At 62.0% G+C, this 19,137-nt stretch carries 13 protein-coding genes; 6 read left to right on the top strand and 7 right to left on the bottom strand.

Annotated elements, in window-relative coordinates; genetic code table 11:
* Position 1: 1 nt before the first annotated feature.
* The 3 genes from BLU46_RS19750 to BLU46_RS19740 form a co-directional block, all read right to left on the bottom strand.
* Positions 2-1,462, bottom strand: coding sequence for an ATPase domain-containing protein (locus tag BLU46_RS19750; protein ID WP_063026842.1), 1,461 nt, complete (start codon positions 1,460-1,462; stop codon positions 2-4).
* Positions 1,463-1,552: 90 nt separating this feature from the next.
* Positions 1,553-2,677, bottom strand: a complete 1,125-nt coding sequence (locus BLU46_RS19745; protein ID WP_063026840.1) for an ATP-binding protein — start codon at positions 2,675-2,677, stop codon at positions 1,553-1,555.
* 243 nt (positions 2,678-2,920) lie between these two features.
* Entirely contained in the window at positions 2,921-3,811 is an 891-nt protein-coding gene (locus BLU46_RS19740) for a sugar nucleotide-binding protein (protein ID WP_008436463.1), read from the bottom strand.
* A 166-nt stretch (positions 3,812-3,977) separates the two neighbouring features.
* Here BLU46_RS19740 and BLU46_RS19735 point away from each other — a divergent pair, with 166 nt between their 5' ends.
* Positions 3,978-8,258, top strand: coding sequence for a DEAD/DEAH box helicase (locus BLU46_RS19735; protein ID WP_093204641.1), 4,281 nt, complete (start codon positions 3,978-3,980; stop codon positions 8,256-8,258).
* Between the two features lie 131 nt (positions 8,259-8,389).
* Here BLU46_RS19735 and BLU46_RS19730 read toward each other — a convergent pair whose 3' ends face one another.
* Complete coding sequence (locus BLU46_RS19730; RefSeq protein WP_093204637.1) at positions 8,390-10,504, bottom strand: mechanosensitive ion channel family protein; 2,115 nt, start codon at positions 10,502-10,504, stop codon at positions 8,390-8,392.
* 177 nt (positions 10,505-10,681) lie between these two features.
* Between BLU46_RS19730 and BLU46_RS19725 the strand changes: the two genes are divergently transcribed.
* From BLU46_RS19725 to BLU46_RS19705, 5 genes are all read left to right on the top strand, one after another.
* On the top strand, positions 10,682-11,884 hold the full coding sequence (locus BLU46_RS19725; protein ID WP_093204632.1) for an MFS transporter: 1,203 nt from the start codon (positions 10,682-10,684) through the stop codon (positions 11,882-11,884).
* A gap of 232 nt (positions 11,885-12,116) precedes the next feature.
* Positions 12,117-13,043 (top strand): DUF72 domain-containing protein, encoded by a 927-nt coding sequence (locus tag BLU46_RS19720; RefSeq protein ID WP_093204628.1) that lies wholly within the window; start codon positions 12,117-12,119, stop codon positions 13,041-13,043.
* Entirely contained in the window at positions 13,040-13,816 is a 777-nt protein-coding gene (locus BLU46_RS19715) for an endonuclease/exonuclease/phosphatase family protein (protein WP_093204625.1), read from the top strand. Before BLU46_RS19720 ends, BLU46_RS19715 begins: the two co-directional genes overlap by 4 nt.
* Positions 13,813-15,111, top strand: a complete 1,299-nt coding sequence (gene clsB / locus BLU46_RS19710; RefSeq protein ID WP_093204622.1) for a cardiolipin synthase ClsB — start codon at positions 13,813-13,815, stop codon at positions 15,109-15,111. Before BLU46_RS19715 ends, clsB begins: the two co-directional genes overlap by 4 nt.
* Positions 15,089-16,069, top strand: coding sequence for a lysylphosphatidylglycerol synthase domain-containing protein (locus BLU46_RS19705; RefSeq protein WP_093204618.1), 981 nt, complete (start codon positions 15,089-15,091; stop codon positions 16,067-16,069). Before clsB ends, BLU46_RS19705 begins: the two co-directional genes overlap by 23 nt.
* Here the strand turns inward: BLU46_RS19705 and BLU46_RS19700 are convergent.
* From BLU46_RS19700 to BLU46_RS19690, 3 genes are all read right to left on the bottom strand, one after another.
* Positions 16,056-16,808 (bottom strand): alpha/beta hydrolase family protein, encoded by a 753-nt coding sequence (locus BLU46_RS19700; protein WP_003210032.1) that lies wholly within the window; start codon positions 16,806-16,808, stop codon positions 16,056-16,058. The genes BLU46_RS19705 and BLU46_RS19700 overlap by 14 nt on opposite strands.
* Positions 16,798-17,907 (bottom strand): DUF3182 family protein, encoded by a 1,110-nt coding sequence (locus BLU46_RS19695; protein ID WP_093204614.1) that lies wholly within the window; start codon positions 17,905-17,907, stop codon positions 16,798-16,800. Before BLU46_RS19695 ends, BLU46_RS19700 begins: the two co-directional genes overlap by 11 nt.
* A gap of 171 nt (positions 17,908-18,078) precedes the next feature.
* Entirely contained in the window at positions 18,079-19,059 is a 981-nt protein-coding gene (locus BLU46_RS19690) for a GlxA family transcriptional regulator (RefSeq protein WP_093204611.1), read from the bottom strand.
* Positions 19,060-19,137 lie beyond the last annotated feature (78 nt).

Raw genomic sequence — 19,137 nt, 5'->3', positions numbered from 1 at the left:
TTCAACCCGAATCAGAGACTTTGGACGTTGAGCCCGGCAGCGAAGAATCATTAGAGACAGCCAATGCATTTCTTGATGCCTTCTTCAGGTCAACGCCGTTTTCATGGATTACCACTTCAAGAAGCGAAGGATCGTAGAAGCTGTCTCGTACCTTAAGAATCGAAAGCATTCTTCTTAGTTCAGATTGAATCTCGAAGAAGCGCATCAGCAGCAGGTTGTCGACAATACTGGACAGGTCCGGGGTCGGAGAACTGACCTCCGAACCAAAAACGTCACGCATCTCCCATGAGGCAAACACCGTTACGCCACGGGCACGAAGCTCGCTCATCAGCGCGCTGTAGAAATCAGTGATACGTGCCGGGTTCGTCGACACTCGAGTCATGCCGCTCAAGCTGTCGATGAACAGGCGCTTGATGCCCTTTTCCTCAACCATTTTCAGCAGTCGTGCGCCGAGACCGTCGAGCAGGCCTTCTGTCGTGGGTTGCCAGGCAATACTCAGCGCACCACTTTCTTCCATACCCTTGATATCAATCCCCAGCGATTGGCCTTTGAGACGTAACCGCTGCGGGCTTTCATAAAAACCGAAATGCAGGCCCGGCGCTTCCACTGTCGACTCTGCGAGAAACCGGAGCCCCAACGTGGTTTTCCCGACGCCGGAAGGCCCCATGACGAGCGTAACGGAAGAACTGTGCAGGCCACCGCCGATGATGGCGTCCAGCGAACCGATGCCGCTGGTGATACGCGTCAGGTCGGCACTGTCAGGTAACGATGGATGGCTGTAGAGGCTTTCCAGACGCGGATAAACCACCAGGCCATCGTCGGTAATTTCACACTCGTGCAATCCGGTCAGCGCACCACTGCCCCGAGTCTTGCGCAGTTGAATCCGGCGCACCGAACGGCTGCCGTGAAGCTCCTCGCCCATCTCAATCACACCATCAACCATGGTGTGCTCAGGACTGCCGTCGTCCAATCGGGAACTGGTGAGAAACAACACCGTACAACCGGCGAACGCGGCGTGGCCTTGCAGCTCGGAAATGAATTTCTTGGTGTCGATGGGCGAGTCAGCCTTGGAGCGCGCATTAAGCAAGCCGTCGACCACTAACACGGTGGCCTTCTGACGACTGATCTCACGCCGAAGCAGCTTGACCACTTCATCGAGACCGTCGTTCTCAAGGGTGTCAAACGCACTGACGAACTGAATTTCAGCTCCCACCCGGGAAACATCAAAGAAGTTCAGGGTCGAGAGGAATTGAAATAAACGGTCGTGGGACTCAGCCAGCAACGTGGCCACCAGTACACGGCCCCCGTTGCGCGCATGATTAAACCCCAGTTGATTGGCGAGGATGGTTTTACCGGATCCTGGGCGCCCCTGGATAATGTAGGAGGCACCTGCGACTAGCCCGCCCTTGAGCAGAGCATCCAGCCCTTCTATTCCGCTTTGAAGGCGATTTAGCTTTTCCACAATGCAACCCTGATGTGAACAACAGGCTCTTAAGCCGAAGGTTTACGATGCTAACTCCATTTGCGCAATCGGGCTATCCGCTCATCCAGTTCAAGGGCGGGGCAAATAAAGCGTGAACGTACTTCCCTGCCCCAGATGACTCTCGACCCTGATCTCTCCCCCCGACTGTTTGGCAAACCCCAATACCTGACTGAGCCCCAGCCCGGTTCTCTGGCCTTTGCCTTTGGTGGAGAAAAACGGTTCAAAGATTCTATCGAGGCTGAACGGAGCGATACCCGAGCCATTGTCTGTGATGGACACGGCAACGAAACGCCCCTTGATAAGGGGATAGCCATGGGACGCAGGGATAAGGTCCATCGACTCAACACGGATGACCAGCTCCCCCTTATCCATCATGGCGTCTCGGGCGTTCATGACCATATTGAGAATGGCGGCTTCGAACTGCCCTGGGTCAACGTGAACGACGCAGGGTACTGCTGTGGACTCGATGCGTACGTTGATGCCTGCCCCTACTCGCACAGCAATCGTATCGGCCATGGCCAACGTGTTTGAATTGATATCCAGCGGTGCTGGATGCAGGGCTTGCCTGCCAGCGAAGGACAGCAGTTGACTGGTGAAATGAGAACCACGCTCCACCGCCTCGGAAATGGCTTCCACCAGGCGCAGCCGCCGCTCCTCTGATGCTGAAGGACGCTTCAACAGATCCGCTGAAGAACGGATCACCGTCAGCAGATTGTTAAAGTCATGCGCCACTCGGCCTGTTACCCGCCCCAGCGCGTCCATCTTTTGCGACTGAAGTAATTTTTCCTGGCTCACATCCTGAGCGGTCCCCGTCATCGCGACGGGCAGACCATCATCGGCATAACGGGGTCTCGCGCGCACGTGCAGCCAGCGAGTTTCACCGAGTGGCGTGATGACGCGGTAGTGAACGTCGTAGTCGCCACGTTGAGCGATCGAGCGATCCCACGCTTCGGCCACTCGGCGCTTGTCTTCGGCGTGCACCAAGCGCTGCATGTGTTCATAACTGAACGGTATCTGTGGTTCGAGTCCGAAGTTGAGGCGGCAAGTGGCCGAGGTCTTCAGCTCGCCCGTCGTCAAGTCCAGGCGCCATATACCAAGCCCGGCGGTACTCAAAGCGAACTGCAGGTCGTGCGCCTCCTCATACACATCATCGTGAGGCGGCGGCGAACCATTCACCGGAGAATGTGTTGCCATGATGGGTAGGGCTCCTCTTTAAGGCTGCCCATGACGAGATGGGCGAAGTCTTCTTCTGAATGCAGACTTTTGCTTTTGCTGAACGAGCCGTAAGCACAATCAATCCCTATTGGCATGGATGACCGGGCGCACCAAAGGTTTCAAATTTTTCGTATGCCGTGCCGCCCCCCGTCTGGCCAACACGTATCAACCGAATCCGTCCGGACACCGCCGCAAAAAAGGCGCCTGTTGCAGGCGCCTTTTTTATGTTTGACCGTGTCGGTAGAACCGGTCGAGCAACGCCGGCAACCCGGCCCGCCATGCCCGTGGCTTGATGCCGAAGGTGTGGAGGATTTTCTTGCAGGCCAGCACCGCGTGTTGCGGTTCATCGGCGGCATCCGGACGGGCGGCGTGGGCCTGGGCGGTCGGAGCTTCCACGGCCAGCGGGTGGAAGTTGCGCGCTTCGGTCAGGATCGCCTGCCCTAGCGCCAGCGGGGTGGTCGCTTCGTGGCCGGCATAGTGATAAGTGCCCCACAACGGCGCGGCGCAATCGAGTTGCTTGAGCACCGAAATGATCACCCGCGCAGCATCGTCTACCGGCGTCGGGTTGCCCCGGCGGTCGTCGGCCATCAGCAGTTCGTCAGGTTTTTCGGCACGGGCCAGGAAGCGTCCGAGGGTGCCGTCGACGCTGTCATCCAGCAGCCAGCCAAAACGCAGCAGCACGTGCTGCGGACAGGTGGCGCGTACGCTCTGCTCGATGCGCCACAACGCCTGGCCCCGCAGGCCCAAGGGCACGGGTTCGTCTTTTTCGCTGTAGGCGGTGGCGCGGGAGCCATCGAACACCCGGTAGCTGGACGGTTGCAGCAAAGTGATGCTGTGGTGCTGGCACAGTTCCGCCAGGCGCTCGATCGCATATTCCTGGGCAGCCAGACGCGTTTCGCTGACCGTCTCCGCCTGGAACCAGTCGAAGTAATAGGCGAGATTGATCAAGGCATCGGGACGGGTGTCGTCGAGCAGTTGCGTGAGGCTCGCGGCATCCCAGCCGTCTTGGGGCGGACGCGGGGCGAGGAAACCGATGTCTTCCTCCGCACCGAGGCGAATCAGCGCCTGCCCGAGGGCATTCCCGCCGCCCAGTAACATAAGGCGCATTCGCATAGATTGAGCAGGCCCGGTCTGTTTGGAACGATGGTTATTATCGACAGGCTTGTGAGCCATGCCGTTGGCATTTGCCAGAATCGTTGCATTTTGCGGGTTTGTAGCGCAACCGTCACTTATAAAGTGCGGGGTTGCAAGTTGCCGGGGCTGGCCGCATAAATTGGGTATGAACCTTCCAGAATCAACGGACACGGTCTTGAACGGTTTTCACCCCGCCGTCAGCGCCTGGTTCCGCAGTACGTTCCCGTCGGTGACCACCGCCCAGGCCCGGGCGTGGCCGCTGATCCGCGAGCGCCGCTCGACGTTGATTGCCGCGCCCACCGGCTCCGGCAAGACCCTGACCGCCTTTCTCGCCGTGCTGGACGACCTTGTACACCAAGGCCTGGCCAATGGCGGCAAACTGCCAGATCAGACGCTGGTGGTCTACGTCTCGCCGCTCAAGGCATTGTCCAACGATATCCAGATCAACCTGCAAAACCCGCTGGCCGGTATCACCGACCACCTGCAGCGCCTGGGCCTGCCGCCGCTGGCGATCCGCACCGCCGTGCGTACCGGCGACACCCCACAGAAAGACCGCGCCCTGATGCGCAAGCACCCGCCGCATATCCTGGTCACCACGCCAGAATCGCTTTATGTACTGCTGGGCTCGGATTCCGGCCGGCAGATGCTCGCCAGTATTCGTACGGTGATCGTCGACGAAATCCACGCCATCGCCGCCAGCAAGCGTGGCAGTCACCTGGCTCTGACGCTGGAGCGCCTGCAGGGTTTATGCAGCGAACCGTTGACCCGCATCGGCCTGTCCGCCACGCAAAAGCCCATCGAAGCGGTGTCGCGTTTTCTAGCGGGCACCGGCCGGCCCTGCGAGATCGTCGACATCGGCCACGCGCGCCCACGGGACCTGGATATCGAAGTACCGCCGGTGCCGCTGTCGGCCGTCATGGCCAACGACGTGTGGGAGCTGGTCTACGACCGCCTCGCCGAACTGGCCAAACAACACCGCACCACGCTGATTTTCGTCAACACCCGGCGCCTGGCTGAACGCCTGGCGCGGCACTTGAGCGAGCGCCTGGGCAAAACCGCCGTCGCCGCCCACCACGGCAGCCTCGCCAAGGAACTGCGCCTGGACGCCGAACAACGGCTCAAGGCCGGCGAGCTGCAAGTGTTGATCGCCACCGCGTCGCTGGAGCTGGGGATTGATATTGGCGATGTTGATCTGGTGTGCCAGATCGGCTCGCCCGGCTCGATCAACGGTTTCCTGCAACGGGTCGGACGCTCCGGGCATCAGGTCGGCGGCACGCCCAAAGGCCGGTTGTTCGCCACCACCCGCGACGACCTGATCGAATGCGCCGCCCTCCTCGACTGCGTGCGCCGGGGCGAGCTGGACACCTTGCAGATCCCGGTCGCGCCGCTGGATGTACTGGCCCAGCAGATCATCGCCGAAGTCAGCTGCCAGGAATGGCAGGAACAGGCCCTGCTCACGCTGATCCGCCGCGCCTCGCCTTACGCCGAGCTGGATGAACGTCACTATCAGGCACTGCTGCAGATGCTCACCGAGGGCTACAACGGCCGCCAGGGCATCCGCAGCGCCTACCTGCACCGCGACGCCATCACCCGCACCCTGCGCGGCCGGCGGGGCGCCAAGCTCACCGCCGTGACCAGCGGCGGCACCATCCCCGACAACGCCGACTACAGCGTGCTGCTGGAGCCGCAAAGCCTGAACATCGGCAGCGTCAACGAAGACTTCGCGGTGGAAAGCATCGCCGGGGATATCTTCCAGTTGGGCAACACGTCGTACCGCATCCTGCGGGTGGAAGCCGGCAAAGTGCGGGTCGAGGATGCCCACGGCCAACCGCCGACCATTCCGTTCTGGCTCGGTGAGGCACCGGGGCGCAGTGCCGAGTTGTCGTTTGCCGTGGCGCGCCTGCATGGGCAACTGGACGAGCTGCTGGGGGCCACGCCCGGCAAGCTGCAAACGGCGCTCGACTGGCTCACCGGCACCCTCGGTTTGAACCTGGCCAGCGCTGAACAACTGGTGGATTACCTGGCGCGGGCGCGGCTGGCGTTGAGCGCGCTGCCGTCCCAGGACACGCTGATCATGGAGCGCTTTTTCGACGAGTCCGGCGGCACCCAATTGATCATCCACACGCCGTTCGGCAGTCGCATCAACCGCGCCTGGGGCCTGGCGTTGCGCAAGCGTTTTTGCCGCACCTTCAACTTCGAACTGCAAGCCGCCGCCAGCGAAGATGCGATCGTGTTGTCGCTGTCCACCAGCCACAGCTTTGAGCTGGATGAGGTATGGCGCTACCTGAACAGCAACACCGCCGAGCACATCCTGATTCAGGCGGTTCTGGATGCACCGCTGTTCGGCGTGCGCTGGCGCTGGAATGCCGGGGTAGCCCTGGCGCTGCCGCGTTATACCGGCGGGCGCAAGGTGGCGCCGCAGATCCAGCGCATGAAGAGTGAAGACCTGATCGCCAGTGTGTTCCCGGACCAGATCGCCTGCCTGGAAAACCTCGCCGGCGAGCGGGAAGTGCCCGAGCATCCGCTGGTGGAGCAAACCCTCGATGATTGCCTGCACGAAGCCATGGACAGCGAAGGCTGGCTGGCCCTGCTGCGGCGCATGGAGCGCGGAGAGATTCGCCTGATCAGCCGCGACCTGCCGGCGCCGTCCCCCTTGGCAGCGGAGATTCTCAGCGCCCGCCCCTACACCTTTCTCGATGACGCCCCGCTGGAAGAGCGTCGTACCCAGGCCGTGCTCAACCGCCGCTGGAGCGACCCACAAAGCACAGACGACCTCGGCGCGCTGGATGCCGAAGCGATTGCCGGTGTGTGCGAAGAAGCCTGGCCGGCACCCAACGGCCCGGATGAAATGCATGAAGCGTTGATGAGCCTGGCGTGCATCGCCGAATCCGAGGTCACCCCGCAGTGGGCCGAATGGCTGCAAGCCTTGGCAGAAGGTGGCCGCGCCCACCGGCTACAGATTCATGCCGGGCAAGCCGTGTGGGTAGCGGTGGAGCGCTTGAGTTGCTTAAAGGCGATCTATCCAAATGACCTGCCACTACTGCCCGGTTTCGACGAGCCCTGGACCTTCGATGAAGCACTGGTGGAAGTTCTGCGGGCGCGCCTGAGCGGTTTTGGCCCATTGACGCTGATCGAGATCGCCGCGCCCCTGGCCTTGCCGGTGGCCGACGTGTCACAGGCCCTCGCACGTCTGGAAAGCGAAGGCTACGTACTGCGCGGCCGTTTCAGCCCCGGCGCCAGCGACGAACAATGGTGCGAACGCCACCTGCTGGCGCGGATTCACCGCTACACGGTCAAGCGCCTGCGCCGGGAAATCGAGCCGGTGGCGTTGCAGGATTTCATGCGGTTTCTGTTCGACTGGCAGCACCTGTCGGAGGGTGCCCGTGGCCAGGGCAGCGCGGTGTTGCCGCAAATCGTCGCGCAATTCGAAGGCTATGCCGCAGCCACGTCGGCCTGGGACAGCGATTTGCTCAGCGCACGGATCAAGGATTACGCGCCCCACTGGCTGGACGATTTGTGCCGCAGCGGCAAGGTGGTGTGGACGCGCCTGAGCAACAAGGCCGGCGCGACAGCCTTGCGTAGCACGCCCGTGGTGCTGCTGCCCCGCAGTCAGGTGCCGTTGTGGAGTGGGCTGACCGAAGCGCCGGACAGCAGCGAGCTGTCGCCCAAGGCACAGAAAGTCCATCAGGCACTGCGGGAAAACGGCGCGCTGTTTTTTGATGAATTGGTCCACGAAGCCCATCTGCTGCGCAGCGAACTGGAAACCGCCTTGCAGGAACTGGTGGGCGCCGGACTGGCGAACGCCGACAGCTTTGCCGGCCTGCGCGCCCTGACCACGCCCGCGAGCAAACGCCAGGCCCGCAGCAGTCGGCGCGGGCGTGGCGCGTTTGTAGGCGGGATGGACGATGCCGGGCGTTGGGCCCTGGTACGGCGGGCGCCGGTGGCGGATGGCACACGTCCGGGGGCTCACTCGGCCGAGACGCTGGAGCATGTGGCGATGACCTTGCTGCGGCGATACGGCGTGGTGTTCTGGCGCCTGCTGGAGCGCGAGGCGGACTGGCTGCCCAGTTGGCGGGAATTGCTGCGTACGTTCCACCGGCTGGAGGCCCGGGGCGAGATTCGTGGCGGGCGGTTTGTGAGTGGTTTGCCGGGGGAACAGTTTGCGTTGCCGGAAGCGATTCCGCTGCTGCGGGAAGTTCGGCGGCGGCCCCACGATGGAAGCTTGATTGCCGTGTGTGGGGCGGATCCGCTGAACCTCGTCGGTACGCTGCTGCCGGGTAGCAAGGTGCCGGCGTTGAGCGGTAATCGGTTGGTGTACCAGAATGGTTTGCCGGCGGCGGTGGAGATTGCCGGCAAGAAGCAGGTGTTGCTGGAGCTGGATGCGCAAGCGGCGGGGTTAGTGCGGGAAAAACTGATCAGGCGCTGACTCGTGTAGCGCCCGTAATGACGCCTTCGCGAGCAAGCCCGCTCCCACATTCGACCGCATTCCAAGGGTGGAACCGGATCGAATGTGGGAGCGGGCTTGCTCGCGAAGAGGCCGGTAGCCCCAACCCAAAACTATTGGGTTCTCGGCTGCTCCGTCAGCACCACCGACGAAGGCACTTCTTCTCCCGGCTCATCCACCTGCTGCCCAATCCGCTGCGGCACCATCACCTGCTGTGGATAAGTTTGCGCGAAGTGGACGAAGGCACAGTTATCCACAAGCTTTTTCAACCGCTGGTTAAACGCACGACTCACCGCATATTGCCCGCCCGACACCGTACGGAACTGCGCCGTCAGCACCACACCGTTGAGGTCCATCTTGTCGACGCCAAATACCTCCAGCGGCCCTTGCAGGTTGTACTTGAGGAACACGTCGTCGCGGATCGACTGCCCCGCCTCGCGGATCAACTCCACGGCCTTGTCGACGTCGGTGTCGTAGGTGAACTGCACCGAGAAGAACGCGTAGGCAAATTGCCGCGACTGGTTGGTAACCGCCTTGATCTGCCCGAACGGCACCGAATGCACAAACCCCTTGCCGTCCCGCAGGCGCAGGGTGCGGATGGTCAGCCCCTCGACGGTACCGGCGTGGCCAGAGTCGAGCACCACCCAGTCGCCGATCGACAGGGTGTCTTCGATGATGATGAACAGCCCGGTGATCACATCCTGCACCAGTTGCTGGGAGCCAAAACCAATGGCCAAACCCACCACCCCGGCACCCGCCAGCAGCGGTGCGACGTTGATCCCCAGGTTCGCCATGGTGGTGATCGCGCAGATCACCACCAGGATGATTTTCACCGCGTTGCGCAGCAGCGGCAGGATGGTTTTCACCCGTGTGCTGGGCTGGCGGCTGGAGCGTTTGTTGACCGGTGGCTTCAGCGCTTCCTGGATCGCGGTGTCGAGCACCACCCAGAACAGCCAGGTCACCAGCAGGATCAAACCGATGCTGCTCAGGGAATCACTGATGGCCCGGCCCACGGAATTGCGCTGGGCAAATTCAAATAGCGAAACGCCCCAGATACGCCCGAGGATTTCGATAAAAGCGATGGCCATGACGATGCGCAACAGCGCGTGCAGCAGGCTGAGGAAACGCTCTTTGTAGGCGCTGCTGCGCTGGACTGCCACCGTGCTGCGGGACTGGAACAGGTGCTGCAACACCGTGCTGAGGAACACCGTGCCGATCAGCAGGATCGTGGTGAACAGTGCGCAGCGCAGGGCTTTCTGGCTGTCGTCGCCGGCGCCGATCAGGTTGATCGCCGACACCAGCACCATCAATAGAATCGGCCAATACCACAGGCCGGAAAACACCCGCAGGGATTGCTGCACCGCCGGGTGTTTCAAGCGCTGGGCCAGGGGCCGGTTGCGGATTAAATGCGCCACCGGACGACGCAGGCGAATCACCAGCATGCCGAAAATCACCGAGGCAAACAGCCCGGTGAAGATCGCCACGCTGGCGGTGATATTGCCCCCCAATTGGCGGGCGATCTGCGGGCTGGTCAGCGCATCGCTGAGGGCCGCAAGGAAGCCGATCAGGAACAGCGGCTTGGGGCAGTAGTCACGAATAATCTGCACCGCCGGGCGCTTGTGGCCGACGTTGAACATGACGATCACGCACAGCAGCATCGAGGTGGAAAAAATACCGCTGCTGGTGGCGTAGGCAAAACACAGTGCCAGCGCGCGGCCCGCTGACGTGGGCAGGAAATGGCTGACGTAAAGCGTCAGTGGCAAACAGATCAAGGCGGGAATCGTGTAGGGAATCAAGTAGCCGAGCAACGCCTGGAGGCGCTGGCGCGGTGCGATATGTCGCTGCAGGCTCAGGCGCTTGACGATAAAGCGCCCGAGCAGGGTCAGCGCGGCGAAGGCGCCGATCCACACCCCGGACAACAACAGGAAATCCCCGGCCACACTCCATGAGGAACGCTCGGAAGGCTGGTTGACCAGCTTGTCCACCTCATCCGCCGCGCGATCGGCCCGCAGGCGCCAGGCGTCCACCAGGCTCTGGTTGAGGTCGAGTTTGTCCTGCACATGATCGATGCTGGAGCTGATGGCGCCGAGCAGGCCGCCTTCTACCAACAGTTCCGGCGTGGCCGGGGCGGCAGGCGCTGGAGCCGCGGGGGCGGTGGCCGCTTGCAGCGCGCCACTGCCGCAAAACAGCAGCGTGCCGAGCAGTAGCACAGTCTTTAAATTCAACAAAACACCGGGCTCCTTCAGAAGGGTCTGTAAGGAACTGACGGGTTTGAGGCCTGATCGTTCCCCCCGCGCGTCGATCCGTGCGTACCAGGCAAATATCAAATGCCAATACCTGTCTTTTTCCGCACAAGCCGAACCCGGAGACTGCGCTCCTGATTGAAACCCACCGGAGTTGCAGCCATGCCCATTGCCTTGCTCGCGCTGACCCTCAGCGCTTTTGCCATCGGGACGACCGAGTTCGTCATCGTTGGCCTGTTACCCACCATCGGCGCCGACCTTGGCGTCAGCCTGCCGTCCGCCGGCCTGCTGGTCAGCCTCTACGCCCTGGGCGTGGCCATCGGCGCGCCGGTACTCACCGCCCTCACCGGCAAAGTGCCACGCAAACTGCTGCTGTTGTCACTGATGGTGCTGTTCACCCTCGGCAACCTGCTGGCCTGGCAAGCGCCGAGCTATGAATCCCTGGTGCTGGCGCGGATCGTCACCGGCCTGGCCCATGGGGTGTTCTTCTCGATTGGCTCCACGATCGCCACAAGCCTTGTGCCCAAGGAAAAAGCCGCCAGTGCGATTGCCATCATGTTTACCGGCCTGACCGTGGCGTTGGTGACCGGTGTGCCACTGGGGACGTTTATCGGCCAGCACTTCGGCTGGCGCGAAACCTTCCTCGCCGTCTCGGCCCTGGGCTTGATTGCGTTTATCGGCAGCCTGCTCTACGTACCGAAAAACATCGCCCACAGCAAACCCGCGTCGCTGTTGCAGCAACTGCAAGTGTTGAAACAACCACGGCTGCTGCTGGTGTACGCCATGACGGCGGTGGGTTACGGCGGCTCGTTCATCGCGTTCACCTACCTGGCGCCGATCCTTCAGGACATCTCCGGCTTCAGCGCCGGCACCGTCAGCCTGGTGTTGCTGGTGTATGGCATCTCGGTGGCCGTCGGTAACATCTGGGGCGGCAAACTGGCGGACAAACGCGGCCCGATCAGCGCCCTGAAAATCATCTTCGCCCTGCTCGCTGTTGTGTTGTTTGTATTGACCATGACCGCAAGCAACCCATGGCTGGCCTTGGCCACGGTGCTGGTGTGGGGCGCGGTCGCCTTCGGCAACGTGCCGGGCTTGCAGGTGTACGTGGTGCGCCAGGCGGAACATCACACGCCGAACGCGGTGGACGTGGCCTCGGGCCTGAACATTGCGGCGTTCAACCTGGGGATCGCCGGCGGTGCGTGGGCCGGTGGTTTGATCGTCGCTCACATGGGCTTGATCCACACGGCGTGGATTGGCGGTTCGGTGGTGCTGGTGGCCTTGGCGCTGACCGCCTGGAGCGGGCGTCTTGACCGGTTGGGCCCGGTGTATGCCGAGAGTTCGACCCGGGTGGTTGGCGGGCACTGATCCATCGGGATAAACACAAAGCAACTGTGGGAGCCGGGCTTGCCCGCGATGGCGGTGGATCAGTGAGATATGTCTCTGCTGACACGCCGTCATCGCGGGCAAGCCCGGCTCCCACATTGGAGTGTGGTGTTGCCCAGCGCCACACCGTCTGTAGGACCGTCGAAACTTTCTCCCGATCATCACAGTCACCCTAAAACGGAGGTCACCACACAGTTAACCCACGGGAGTCATCATGGCCGCGATTCATATCGGCATTTCCGGCTGGCGCTATACGCCCTGGCGGGGGGATTTCTACCCCGAGGGCCTGACCCAGAAGCGCGAGCTGCAGTTTGCCTCACGGGCGGTCAACAGCATCGAGATCAATGGCTCGTTCTACGCACTGCAAACACCCAAGCGCTACGCCGAGTGGTATGGCGATACGCCTGAAGACTTTGTGTTCAGCGTCAAGGCGCCGCGCTATATCACGCATATCCTGCGGTTGCGGGAAGTACACAAGCCGATGGCGAATTTCTTCGCTTCCGGGGTGCTGGAACTCAAGGAAAAGCTCGGGCCGATCCTCTGGCAGTTCCCGCCGAGTTTCAAATTCGACCCGCCGTTGTTTGAAGCCTTTCTCGCCGAATTACCCACCACTACCCAGCAGGCCGCCGCCCTCGCCCGTGAGCATGAGCCGCGCCTGAACGGCAAGGCGAGCATGCAGGCTCACGGTAAAAGGCCGCTGCGCCATGCGGTGGAGATTCGCCATAAGAGTTTCGCCGTGCCGGAGTTTGTCGAGATGCTCGACAAGCACGGTGTGGCCCTGGTAGTGGCGGACACGGCCGGCAAGTGGCCCTATCTGGAAGATGTCACGGCGAACTTTGTCTATCTGCGGTTGCATGGGGACAAAGCGTTGTATGCCAGCGGCTATACGTCTGAAGCGCTCAAGCGCTGGGGCGATCGCATCGAACGCTGGAGCCACGGCAAGCAGCCCACCGATGCACAGTTGATCGACCCGAAACACAAACCCCGCGCCCGCAAACAGCGCGAGGTGTTTTGCTACTTCGATAACGACATCAAGGTGCGTGCCCCCTTCGACGCGCGCCAATTGCTCCAGCGTTTTGGCCTGGACCAGGCATTGGCCACCGAACCCGGCAAGTTGCCGGACGCGGGGGTGCTGCCATGACCCACCCGGAGCTGATGCCGATCACGCCCACCGAAACCGTCACCCGCTTCAGGGTGCTGACGGTCAATACCCACAAGGGCTTCACCGCGCTCAACCGGCGCTTCATTCTGCCCGAGTTGCGTGAGGCGATTCGCAGCGTGGCGGCCGATGTGGTGTTCCTCCAGGAAATCCACGGCACCCACGAGCGCCATCCCAAGCGCTACAGCAACTGGCCGAGCATGCCGCAGTACGAGTTCCTCGCCGACAGCATCTGGCCGCAATACGCCTATGGCCGCAATGCTGTGTATCCCCATGGCGACCACGGCAATGCGTTGCTGTCGAAATTCCAGATCATCCGCTACGACAACCTCGACATTTCCCAGAGCGGCCACGAAAGCCGCGGGCTGCTGCATTGCGTGCTGCGTTTGCCGGGCAACGTGCAGGAGGTACATGCCATCTGCGTGCACCTCGGACTGCGGGAAGTGCATCGCCAGCAGCAACTGCGCCTGATCGCGCAGCGGATCGCCGAGATTCCCGCCGACGCACCGGTGATTGTCGCCGGTGACTTCAACGACTGGCGCCAGCGGGCCGATCTTGCCCACTGCGGGCTGCGGGAAGTGTTCATCGAAACCCACGGCAAGCCTGCCCGTACCTTCCCGGCGCGCCTGCCGCTGCTACCGTTGGATCGCATCTATGTGCGCAACCTCAAGGTGCATCAGCCACAAGTCCTGACCAGCCGCCCGTGGTCACATTTGTCGGACCACGCGCCGTTGTCGGTGGAGATCGAGTTATGAACAGCGCCCCACTGGAAAAGGTCGCGGTGGAACATATCGCGACGGATCAACCGCCAGACGATGCCGTGGCCCGGGACCTGGATTACGGCTGGCAAAGCGGTAACCAGGTGGAGCTGCTGGAGAACGGCGAGGCCTACTTTCCCAAGGTGTTTGAGGCGATGCGCCAGGCTCAGCGGGAGATCCTGCTGGAGACCTTTATCCTGTTTGAGGACAAGGTCGGTCACGAGCTGAAAGGCATTTTGATCGAGGCGGCCCAGCGTGGCGTAAAGGTCGTCGCCAGCCTCGATGGATTTGGTTGTGGCGAGCTGACACCGGGGTTTCTCAGCGAATTGAGCCAGGCCGGCGTGAACGTGCAGATGTTCGACCCGGCGAGCAAGACACTGGGCTTTCGCACCAATTGGTTTCGCCGCCTGCACCGCAAGATTGTGGTGGTGGACGCCAGCGTGGCGTTTATCGGCGGGATCAATTTTTCTGCGGATCACCTGGGGGATTTCGGCCCCGAAGCCAAGCAGGATTATGCGGTGCAGGTGCAAGGCTCGGCGGTGGCCGACCTGCATCATTTCGCCCTCGCACAAAGCGGCCGGCGCGTGCGTAAACGGCGCGGCTGGCGGCGCGAGCAACGACCGTCGCCATGGGCAGCGGGCGAGGGCGAGGGCCTGGTGCGGCTGATTTACCGGGACAATCTGCAACACCGTACCGATATTGAAGAGGCCTACCTGCACGCGCTGCGCAAGGCCGAGCGGCGGGTGGTGATTGCCAACGCCTACTTCTTTCCCGGCTATCGTCTGCTGCGGGAAATCCGTAATGCCGCGCGGCGCGGCGTGCAGGTGCAATTGATCATGCAAGGCCAGCCGGATGTGCTGCTGGCCAAGCTCGCGGCACGCATGCTCTATGACTATTTGCTCAAGGAAGGTGTGGTGATCCACGAGTACTGCCAGCGCCCGCTGCACGGCAAGGTGGCACTGGTGGATGAGGAGTGGAGCACGGTGGGCTCGAGCAATCTCGATCCGCTGAGCCTGTCGCTGAACCTTGAGGCGAATGTGCTGATTCGTGATCGCGGGTTCAATCAGCAGTTGTTCGAGCGCCTGGAGTATTTGAGTCAGAACCACTGCAAGACCATGCCGGAAAACCGCGCGCCTCGCGGCTGGTTCTGGCGGGTGACCGTGGGTTTTGTGGTGTTCCATGTGCTGCGGCATTTTCCGTCCTGGACCGGCTGGCTGCCGGCGCATAAGCCGAGGTTGAAACCCTTCGTTCATGAGGAGCGCCCGGATCATGACCCAAGCTCGCACCGCTGAAGAAAGCGCTCAACCCGGTTTTTTTAAACGCTGGAAAAAACCAATGACGGTGGTGTTTTTCCTGGTGTTGATCGTGTTGTTCACCCTGCTCGCCCGGCGTATCGACTGGAGCGAAGTGCTCGACACCCTGGGCGACTTCAAGCTGCGCACGCTGCTCATCGCAGGTGCGCTGACCCTGTGCAGTTTCCTGGTGTATTCGTGCTTCGACCTGATCGGCCGCACCTACATCCGCCAGCCGTTGGGCTGGAAGCAAATTTTGCCGGTGGGCATCATCAGCTATGCGTTCAACCTCAACCTGAGCGCGTGGGTAGGTGGCATCGCCATGCGCTACCGCCTGTATTCCCGGCTTGGGGTGAGCAGCGGGAATATCGCGAAGATCCTCGGCTTGAGCCTGGCCACCAATTGGTTCGGCTACATGGCGATTGCCGGCGCGGTGTTCAGCAGCGGGCTGGTGACATTGCCGCCGGGGTGGAAGCTCAGCAGCGGCGCGCTACAAGGCGTCGGCGTGCTGTTGGTGCTGGCGAGCCTGGGTTATCTGCTGGCCTGTCGCTTGTCGAAAAAGCGCGCGTGGTCGGTGCGCGGGATTGAAATCAGCCTGCCATCGCTGCGCATGGCGGTGTTGCAGTTGGCACTCGGCGCGCTGAACTGGTCGCTGATGGCGGCGGTCATCTTCACGCTGCTGCCCAAACAACTGGATTACCCCGTGGTGCTCGGGGTGCTGTTGATCAGCAGCATTGCCGGGGTGGTCACGCATATACCCGCAGGGCTTGGGGTGCTGGAGGCGGTGTTCATTGCCCTGCTGCAGCACGAAGCGTCCCGCGGCAGTTTGCTCGCGGGACTGATCGCTTATCGCGCGATCTACTTCATTCTGCCGCTGCTGGTGGCCCTGGTGATGTACCTCGCGGTGGAAGCCAAGGCCAAGGCGCTGCGGGTGAAGAAGACGCCTACGACTGGATGATGCTCAAGCGTTCGCCCACCACCATCTCGGTAATCCAGTCCACCAGGATCGAGGTGTAGGCCTGCTGGGACACCGGGTCACTCAGGGAGTGATCCGCACCGTCGATAATCCGGTGGGTCAGCGAGTGCGTCTGCTGGCAGGCGGCGCGGTAGCTCATGATGGTGGCGTGGGGCACATGGTCGTCGGTTTCCGATTCCACGATCAGCACATCACCGGTGAACGCCGCGCAGGCATGCAGCGCGCGATTGGTTTCGGCGTGCACAAAGGTCCCGCGATAATCCATCAAGTCGGCCTTATCGAGGTCGCGCTTGGGCTTGAGCCATTCCTGGTCGCGGTACAACGCGGGCACCCGCAGCGCCAGCCAGCGTACGGGCCTCAACGAGGTGAGGATGGCAGCCAGGTAACCGCCGTAGCTGGTGCCGACCACCGCCACCGCCGAGGTGTCGATGGCCGGATGTGACAGCAGGCGGTCATAGGCTGCGAGCAGGTCCCGCAGGTTGTCTTCGCGGGTGACGCGGGATAACGGAATGCCGTTGCCGGCGTGGCCGCGAAGGTCGAATGTGAGGCATACACAACCAAGTCCGGCGATGCCTTTGGCGCGCTCCAGGTCACGCTCCTGGCTGCCGCCCCAGCCGTGGACAAACAACACCCCCGGCACTTTCGATTTGGGACTGAGGAAAGTCCCGCTCATCTGTTCGTCGTCGATATCAATGGCAATGGTTTCGCTTCTAGCCGTCATAGGATTTGACCGTCACGTACTTGAGAAGAAAGTCGCTGTTTTCTGCCGGGCCCCGGTACACCTCGATCGCGTCAGCCGGCAGTGGCTGGTCGACGTAGGTCTCTACCGAGGAGACATAAATCGCCCGCAGCCCGGGGTTATTGACGAAGCTTTGCAACGCCGCGACTTCCGCGCTGCTGGCCCCGCCCATGCGCCAGGATTGCTCCAACACGCCGCTGCGGCGCTGGCCATCGCTATCCAGGCCTTGGGCGATGTCGTAATTGCGCCGCGAGGCGTAGAACCCGGGATAGGCCTCATCCGCCGCGCTATCGAAGGTCTGCGCCTGTTGGATAGCCAGACGTACGTCATCGGGCAGCTCGAGCTGGAGCAGGTCTTCGTAGCAGCCCTGCACCACCAACAGGCTAGAACCACCATAGACCTCTTCACCCTGCCCGTCCCGGGTCAGGTATTGATCACCGCAGTAGCTGATGACGTGATCGCCGATAAAGCTCTGACCGACACTGTGGGTGACCACGTCGCGCAGGTCCTGCTCCAGCACCACGCCTTCGCTGAACAATTGCGCCGCGTCGGGCCGCGCGAGAATGGTGTCGAATTCATCGAGGCTGCGGATCACTTCCTGGCCGCGACCGGCACAGGCATGCACGGGCTTGAGGCGGATCGGACCGGTGTAGAGCAAGTGGGTCGCCGCTGGCCGCGCATCTTCCAGGGCGTGCACACTCAAGCCATCCAGCACCACATTGCGGATGCGCTCCGAAAACAGCGGCGACCAGCCTTCCGGGGCCACCGCATTTTTATTCAGCAAGCCGTGGCTTATAGCCTTGGTGCAGATGAAATCGTGGTCGACGTAGCCGCCCCACAAATCCTCAGGGCCTTTGACACCCAACTGCCGCGCCTGGGCCGCGCCGACCAGCGTCTGGGTCGGTAACAGATAGAGATCGCGCCCACTGTGCAGCTCAGGGTTATAGCTGCCGCCATATTTGAGCCCGAGGACGTGCGCCAGCCAACGGGCCAGTGCGCGGTTGGTTTCCACTTCGTGCAATGGCGCGTCCGGGCGGACTGAATGCGCCACCACGATTTTTTTGCGATTTGTCGGGGTCATGTGTCCCCCTTGGCTCTGCTGCCATGTGTGTAAGGAAACGGTAGCAGGGATCAAGCCAAGGCGGCGTTTGTTTAAACGTGCGGGGAATCAATCAGTTGCGGAAAAAGCGATAGCACTTGGCCTGTTTTATTCTGCACGGAGTGATCCCGGTGTCGCGGTTTTCTGCACGATTCAGGCTTGGGCCTTTGTTGGGGTTACGCCGAAACGGCTGCGGTAGTCGCTTGGCGCCAGCCCGGTGATTTTCTTGAAGGTGGCGCGGAAGGCGCCGGGGTCCTGGTAACCCACGGTCCAGGCAATGTGATCAATGGTGCCGTTGGTGAACTCCAGCATCTGCCGCGCCTTGCCCACTCGCAGGTGCTGGCAGTATTCGGTGGGTTTCAAACCCGTAGCGGCGCGGAACCGTCGCAGGAAGGTGCGCTCCTCAAGTCTCGCCTCTAGCGCCATGGCAGCCAACGAAACATCCACCGCACCGCTGGCCTGCAGCCAATGCTGCACCTTGAGAATCGCAGCGTCGCCATGGGCGAGGATCGGCGCAAAGTTACTCCCGCATTCACTGGCGCTGTCGCTGTGTTCGATCACCAGGAAACGCGCAGTGCTGGCAGCGATGCTCGGGCCGAGCAAACGGTCCACCAGGCGCAGGCCCAGTTCGGACCAGGCCATAAGGCCGGCGGTGGTGATCAGGTCGCCGTCGTCGACGATGGGTTTGTCGGCTTCCAGGCGAATCGCCGGATAACGGGCGGCGAATGATTTGGCCGATGTCCAGTGCGTGGTGGCGCTGCGACCGTCCAACAGGCCGCTTTCCGCCATCAGGATCGAGCCCACGCACACCCCGCCCAGAATGGTCCCGGTGCGGTGTTGCTGGCGCAGCCAATCCAGCAATTCAGCGGACGCCTGGCCTTCGGAAAAGCCGGCGATGGAGGGTGGAATCAGCAAGGCGGTCAGCCCATTCCCGCTACCGGGCTGGCTGTCGAACACACGGGTCGGCGCATGGCCTGTTTCGGCCTGCCAATGACTGATGCGCAGAGACGGCAGTTGCTCGGACTGATGCTCGGCCGCAATCCGGTTGGCGACCGCGAACAGGTCGGTCAAGCCATGCACGGCGGCCATTTGCGCACCGCTGTAGATCAGCACGCCGAGCTCGACGATCGCCATTGTCAGTTTTCCCTCTGTTATTGTCGGTGCGGCCAATCCCCAGGCGCCGCGCCAGCCAGGATACTGGACGCATCAACC

The sequence above is a fragment of the Pseudomonas yamanorum genome, assembly GCF_900105735.1.
Taxonomy (GTDB): domain Bacteria; phylum Pseudomonadota; class Gammaproteobacteria; order Pseudomonadales; family Pseudomonadaceae; genus Aquipseudomonas; species Aquipseudomonas yamanorum.
Note: the sequence above shows the minus strand (reverse complement) of the source record. Positions and strands in the feature narration are given on the sequence as shown.